This window comes from Sulfurimonas sp., assembly GCF_047622445.1.
Classification (GTDB): domain Bacteria; phylum Campylobacterota; class Campylobacteria; order Campylobacterales; family Sulfurimonadaceae; genus Sulfurimonas.
Genome location: NZ_JBLHOE010000020.1, coordinates 40,806 through 47,159, shown reverse-complemented (window position 1 = coordinate 47,159; position 6,354 = coordinate 40,806). Strand labels below are relative to the sequence as shown.

At 34.3% G+C, this 6,354-nt stretch carries 7 protein-coding genes; all 7 read left to right on the top strand.

The genetic code is table 11. The features are described from left to right. The first annotated feature begins 185 nt into the window (after positions 1-185). From ACI9TV_RS06395 to ACI9TV_RS06365, 7 genes are read left to right on the top strand one after another with little or no spacing between them, the layout of a single operon-like run. A complete protein-coding gene (locus ACI9TV_RS06395; protein ID WP_415249939.1) occupies positions 186-1,268 on the top strand; it encodes an epoxyqueuosine reductase QueH in 1,083 nt (360 codons plus the stop codon). A gap of 46 nt (positions 1,269-1,314) precedes the next feature. Next, entirely contained in the window at positions 1,315-1,761 is a 447-nt protein-coding gene (gene fabZ, locus ACI9TV_RS06390; RefSeq protein ID WP_415249938.1) for a 3-hydroxyacyl-ACP dehydratase FabZ, read from the top strand. A gap of 10 nt (positions 1,762-1,771) precedes the next feature. After that, positions 1,772-2,560 carry an acyl-ACP--UDP-N-acetylglucosamine O-acyltransferase gene (lpxA, locus tag ACI9TV_RS06385; protein WP_415249937.1) on the top strand — a complete coding sequence of 263 codons (789 nt, stop codon included), beginning with the start codon at positions 1,772-1,774 and terminating at the stop codon, positions 2,558-2,560. Next, entirely contained in the window at positions 2,557-3,810 is a 1,254-nt protein-coding gene (clpX, locus tag ACI9TV_RS06380) for an ATP-dependent Clp protease ATP-binding subunit ClpX (protein WP_415249936.1), read from the top strand. The genes lpxA and clpX overlap by 4 nt, the downstream gene beginning before the upstream one ends. A gap of 12 nt (positions 3,811-3,822) precedes the next feature. Beyond that, on the top strand, positions 3,823-4,860 hold the full coding sequence (locus ACI9TV_RS06375; protein ID WP_415249935.1) for a rod shape-determining protein: 1,038 nt from the start codon (positions 3,823-3,825) through the stop codon (positions 4,858-4,860). Beyond that, positions 4,853-5,614 carry a rod shape-determining protein MreC gene (gene mreC / locus ACI9TV_RS06370; protein ID WP_415249934.1) on the top strand — a complete coding sequence of 254 codons (762 nt, stop codon included), beginning with the start codon at positions 4,853-4,855 and terminating at the stop codon, positions 5,612-5,614. The genes ACI9TV_RS06375 and mreC overlap by 8 nt, the downstream gene beginning before the upstream one ends. Then, positions 5,611-6,348, top strand: coding sequence for a MipA/OmpV family protein (locus tag ACI9TV_RS06365; protein ID WP_415249933.1), 738 nt, complete (start codon positions 5,611-5,613; stop codon positions 6,346-6,348). Before mreC ends, ACI9TV_RS06365 begins: the two co-directional genes overlap by 4 nt. Positions 6,349-6,354: the final 6 nt, after the last annotated feature.

The window sequence follows — 6,354 nt, the reverse complement described above, 5'->3', positions numbered from 1 at the left end:
CGATTAAGACATTCAAGCTAAAATTCCATATATAATATAAAAGTTTAAATTTATATGTAAAATTAATAAGAAAAAACAATTGAGTTTTGAAGCAGTTTGAAACACTTTATTTTTTTCTAAGGTGGCAAATAAATGGCAAAATATAAATTAAAACTCTCAAAACAACTTAAAATAAGGATTAATTAATGCTTGTACACATATGTTGTAGTGTGGATTCACACTTTTTTTTAGAAAAACTTCAAAACGATTATCCTCAAGAAAAACTTACTGGATTCTTCTATGATCCAAATATACATCCCTACTCTGAATACCAATTAAGACTTTTAGACGTACAGCGTTCTTGCAAAAAACTAGGAATCGAAGTACTTGAAGGTGAATATGATTACGAAAACTGGCTTCAAGCCGTTCGTGGACTTGAGAATGAGCCAGAAAAAGGTGCTCGCTGTGAAGTGTGTTTTGATAAACGTTTTACTGTTAGTGCTAAAAAAGCTTTAGAACTCGGTGAAGATAAAATCACTACAACTCTACTTGTAAGCCCATTGAAATCTCAAGAACAACTTAAACGTGTTGGAGATGAATTTCATGAAAAATATGGAGTTGAGTTTATAGCAGTAGACTATCGTTCAGGTGGTGGTACGCAGGACCAATCTCGTGTAACAAAAGAAGAACAATTATACCGTCAAGATTATTGTGGTTGTATTTTTGGCCTCACTATGCAAAGACAACATCAAGATAAACTAATGGATGAGATGTTTTCTCCCATTTCAAACCTTGTTCTACCTGCTTCAATCGAAGATAGACTCCAAATGTATAAAAATAGAATGGAACTTGACGATACAAATACCCCATACAAGATAATCAAACAAAAATTTTTAAACTATAGACAATTCTCTTTTAAACTACTCAAAGGTAAAAAAGAGACCATTCCCGCTTATGCTCTTTCTTATTCTACACTTCCAAGAAAAAAAGCACAAGGTCGCATAGAATTTACAGATAAAAATTTACACTATTTTAATCGTGAAGAAATAAAATTCATCACTTTAGAAGATTTTAATACACTCTCAAAAGTAAAATATAAAAATATTAAAGAGCTTATTTTTACTCCTCTAAGTTTTGATGAAGAGCTACAAATACGTTCTAGTTTACTTCAATCTAGTTACGATCTAACACCAATTATAGTCGTTGAAAATATCATAGATTCTAAACTCTCCATTGAATTAGATGCAAAAACTTATGAAGATGTCCGAGAAAAGATAATCGTTTTATAATCTAAATTAGGGTAAAATTACCAAAATTATTTACAAGGCCTTACTTATGACTATGGACGTTATGGAAATTCAAGAGATAATCCCTCACAGATACCCTTTTTTACTACTTGATCGTGTTACTGATCTTACTCCAAGTGACGTTATCGTTGGATATAAGAATGTAACTATTGGGGACAATGTATTTCAAGGTCACTTTCCAGGCCATCCAATCTATCCAGGAGTTATGATACTTGAAGGTATGGCTCAAGCTGGTGGTATTCTTGCATTTAAAAGCATGAACATGACAAAAGAAGAAGCTGCACAAAAAGTAGTCTACTTCATGAGTATCGATAAAGCAAAATTTCGCGCTCCTGTGAGACCTGGAGATCAGCTTGAGTACCGAGTAAGCGTTATTAAAAATAAAGGTTCAATCTGGATGCTTAAAGGTGAAGCTTATGTTGATAATAAAATGGTATCAGAAGCTGAATTAAAAGCTATGATTGTAGATAAATAAAGGCTAAAATTTGAGTTCAAATATTTCATCTCAAGCTATCATTGAAGATGGTGCAGTTATCGGAGATAATGTAGAAATTGCTGCATTTTGTTTTATTTCAAGTGAGGCAAAGATTGGCGATGGTACTACAATCGCACATAATACTTGTATCTACGGAAAAACAACTATTGGCAAAAACAATAAAATCTTTTCTCATGCAGCCATTGGTTCTGTACCTCAAGATTTAAAGTTTAACGGTGAAGATGTTGAGCTAATAATTGGAGATAACAATACAATTAGAGAGTTTACACTATTTAATCCTGGAACTGAGGGTGGTGGAAGTAAAACTGTTGTTGGAAACAATAACCTTTTTATGGGCTATGTTCACCTTGGTCATGATGTAATCATTGGAGATAACTGTATATTTGCCAATGCTGCTACTATAGCAGGTCATGTTATTATTGGAAATAATGCTGTGATTGGAGGAATGACTCCAATTCACCAATTTGTAAATATTGGAGATTTTGCCATGATAGGTGGGGCATCTGCACTCTCGCAAGACATACCTCCATATTGTTTAGCAGAAGGAAACCGTGCAATACTAAGAGGGTTAAACCTTACTGGTCTTAGACGCCATTTAGAACGCGATGATATTAATGCACTAAAATCTGCATATAGAGATTTATTTGAATCAGGTAATGCACTAAAAGAAACTGCATCTACAATCTTAGAAACAAATACAAATACTTACGTTGAAAAACTTTGTACATTTGTTCTAGAAACAAAAAGAGGAATTCCATTTGAGAGAAAAAAATCATGATAAATAGACACTGTAGCTTCTGTGATGCCGTAGAGAGTGATGGCAATCCTCTTATAGCTGGAAATGGCGTTTATATTTGTAAAAACTGTGTTACATCTGCATATAAAATTATGTTTGGTGATGAAAAAGAATCACATACTTCTGAGACGCAAGAGCTTGTTGATGCTGTTACTACTTTAATGACACCAAAAGAGTTAAATAATTTTTTAAGTCAATATATTATTGGTCAAGAAAGAGCTAGAAAACTGGTAAGTGTAGCGGTATATAACCACTATAAGAGAATTTTCAAAACGACTGGCGTAGAAGACGATGAGACTGAAATTGCTAAATCAAATGTTCTTCTCATTGGTCCAACTGGTTCGGGTAAGACTTTAATGGCTCAAAGCATTGCAAGAGTTTTAAATGTACCAATTGCTATTGCTGATGCAACATCTCTTACAGAAGCTGGATATGTTGGAGAAGATGTTGAAAATATTTTAACAAAACTTCTCCAAGCAGCGGATGGAGATATTGAACGTGCACAACAAGGAATTGTATTTATCGATGAAGTTGATAAAATTTCACGTATGAGTGAAAACCGTTCTATCACAAGAGATGTTTCAGGAGAAGGTGTACAACAAGCTCTTCTTAAAATCATCGAAGGTGCTCAAGTAAACATCCCACCAAAAGGTGGGAGAAAGCACCCAAATCAAGAATTTACATCTATTGACACAACCGGAATATTATTTATTTGTGGTGGTGCATTTGATGGACTTGGTGAAATCCTTAAGAAAAAACAAGGCGAAAATGTTCTTGGATTTGGACATGATAAAAAAACAAAAGATGAACAACAAACTACATACGACATGGTAGAACCTGATGATTTAGTATCATATGGTTTAATTCCAGAACTTGTAGGTCGTCTCCCAATCATTGCTTCACTTCAAGAGATTACTGAAGATGATATGGTACGTATTTTAACAGAACCGAAAAATTCTCTTATTAAACAATATAAAAAGCTTTTCTCAATCGATGAAGTGCAACTTAACTTTGAAGATGATGCGCTCCGTGCAATAGCAAAAAAAGCAATTAAAAGAAAAACTGGTGCCCGTGGTCTACGTGCAATACTCGAAGAAAATATGATTGATGTGATGTATGAGCTTCCTGAATATAGTGGTTATGAAGTTTTAATTACTAAAGAAGTTATTGAAGATGGCGAGACTCCAGCATATATTAAAAAACAAACAAAACAAACAAAACAAACAGCATAAAGGTATAGACATATGATATTTAACAAAATAGTAGGACTCTTCTCAAATGACCTCTCAATTGACTTGGGAACAGCAAATACAATTGTAATTGCAAAAGGAAGAGGAATTATTATTAATGAGCCATCTGTTGTTGCAGTTAAAACTGAGAAATATGGGCAACAAAGAGTTTTAGCAGTTGGACAAGAAGCAAAAGATATGGTTGGTAAAACTCCAGGAAATATCAAAGCTATCCGTCCAATGCGTGATGGTGTTATTGCTGACTTTGATATGACTGAAAAGATGATTCGAAAATTCATAGAAAAAGCACATGGTCGTTCTTCACTTATTAGCCCAAGAATTATTATCTGTGTACCTTATGGTTTAACACAAGTTGAGCGAAAAGCAGTTCGTGAGTCAGCCTTAAGTGCTGGTGCACGTGAAGTTTTTCTTATAGAAGAACCTATGGCTGCAGCAATCGGCGCAGGAATAGATATTCGTGAACCTCAAGGACACTTAGTTGTTGACATTGGTGGTGGTACTACAGAAATTGGTGTTGTTTCACTTGGTGGACTTGTTCTTTCAAAATCAATCCGTACAGCTGGTGATAAGATAGATACATCACTAGTGAACTATGTGAGAAAAAAATATAACTTACTTATTGGTGAACGTGTAGCTGAAGAGATTAAAATCAACATTGGTACTGCTGTAGTTCTTGATGAAGAATTAACAATGATAATTAATGGGCGTGACCAAGTTGAAGGGCTTTTAAGTTCAGTTGAGTTAACTTCTGAAGATGCAAGAGAAGCTATGAAGGATCCATTACGCGAAATTGCTGAGGCACTTCGTGATGTGTTAGAGAGAATGCCACCAGATTTAGCTGGAGATATTGTAAACCACGGTATTATATTAACTGGTGGTGGAGCATTAATCCGTCAACTTGACAAGTATCTTTCAAACATTGTACGTATTCCTGTATTTGTAGCAGATGAACCTTTACTCGCTGTTGCTCGAGGAACTGGTCGCGCACTTGAAGAGATAGATTTACTTCAAGAACTTTTCGACAATGAATAAAGAGCTCTTTAGCTTTTTATTTGTCTTCATCTCACTTCTCGTGGGAGCACTGTACTATACCAATACCATTCAATCCCCTTTAATTGGAACAACCTCTTATCTTAAAACTACATACCATGAATCTATAAAGACGATAGAAGAAGGCTTTAGCAAACATTTTTATCAAGCGCAAAAGATTACAGATTTAAGAAAAAAACTTCATAACTACGAAAAAAATCATCTTGTAATGCAACAACTTGCTTCAGAAGTAAATGACTTGTTTAAAGAGAATAAATCTAGCTTAAAAACAAATCCTAAAGTTGAGCTTGTACGTACTATATCGTATGAAGAGTTTGGCGACTTCAATCGATTATGGATTGATGTTAGAGATTATAATGCTAGTAAAATTTATGGCTTAACCTACCAAGAAATTGTTGCCGGTATTATCATAGCAAAAAACGATCGTCCACTTGCTTTACTTAACAAAGATATTAAAAGTACCTATGCTGTAAGTATTGGTACTGCTCTTGCACCTGGAATTGCACAGGGAAATAATAGTGAAAATATTATTGTAAAATATATTCCTGCTTGGTTTATAATTAAAAAAGGTGATGAAGTTATTACTTCAGGTTTAGATCAAATCTTTTTTAAAGGACTCAAGGTTGGAAAAGTTCTTTCAACAACTAAAGCTCAAGGTTTTCAGACTGCAGTTATAGTGCCATACTACAAAGCAAATGATCCAAGCTATTTTCACATGATAAGGAATGTAAAATGAAATATATACTTAGCTTACTACTACTCTTAAACATACTTTTTGCTCAAGAAAAGCAAACAATCACTTTAGGTTTAGGCTCATACGTCCAAACCCAACCATATACTAATGTTGATAGTATTGTACTTCCTTCACCAGTTATATTCTTCGATAACGGCCTTTTTTATGCCCGATGGACAAGAATCGGTGTTTACTTTTTAGGTGAAAAAAATGACGATTTTTCATGGGGATTTTCTTTAACTGCACAGCCAAGGCCATTTGGTTATGAGAGTTCAGATATTGCAGGTATGAACGAAAGAAAAGATACGTGGGAAGGTGGTTTAGCTTTTTCAGCAAAAACTGGAGATACCTATATAGAAATTCTAGCACTGGGCGATCTTCTAGGAAGATATGATTCATGGATTGTAAAAACTGAACTTGGACATGATTTCACTTTAGGAGATTTTTCTTTTTATCCAAGTGTAACTGCCGTGTATCAATCACGTGATTTTTTAGATTACTATTATGGTGTTACGCAAGCTGAAGCTACTTCTCGAGGTGAACATAGTTATAGACCAGGTTCAGGAATACAATATGGAGTGCAAACATACATCAAGTACCCTTTTACAAAACAACTCTCTGCACTTGTGAATCTAAGAGCAGATAAACTTCCAAGTCAAGCTACCTCAAGTACTATCATAAATGATGAGTATATCTATTCTGGCTTAGCGTCTCTTATATATACATTTGATTATTAAGAACTT

What these genes read in the sequence shown, in the direction of transcription:
- mreC (WP_415249934.1), top strand. Translation starts at nt 4,853, where the DNA reads ATGAATAAAGAGCTCTTTAGCTTTTTATTTGTCTTCATCTCACTTCTC.
- fabZ (WP_415249938.1), top strand. Translation starts at nt 1,315, where the DNA reads ATGACTATGGACGTTATGGAAATTCAAGAGATAATCCCTCACAGATAC.
- clpX (WP_415249936.1), top strand. Translation starts at nt 2,557, where the DNA reads ATGATAAATAGACACTGTAGCTTCTGTGATGCCGTAGAGAGTGATGGC.
- ACI9TV_RS06395 (WP_415249939.1), top strand. Translation starts at nt 186, where the DNA reads ATGCTTGTACACATATGTTGTAGTGTGGATTCACACTTTTTTTTAGAA.
- ACI9TV_RS06375 (WP_415249935.1), top strand. Translation starts at nt 3,823, where the DNA reads ATGATATTTAACAAAATAGTAGGACTCTTCTCAAATGACCTCTCAATT.
- ACI9TV_RS06365 (WP_415249933.1), top strand. Translation starts at nt 5,611, where the DNA reads ATGAAATATATACTTAGCTTACTACTACTCTTAAACATACTTTTTGCT.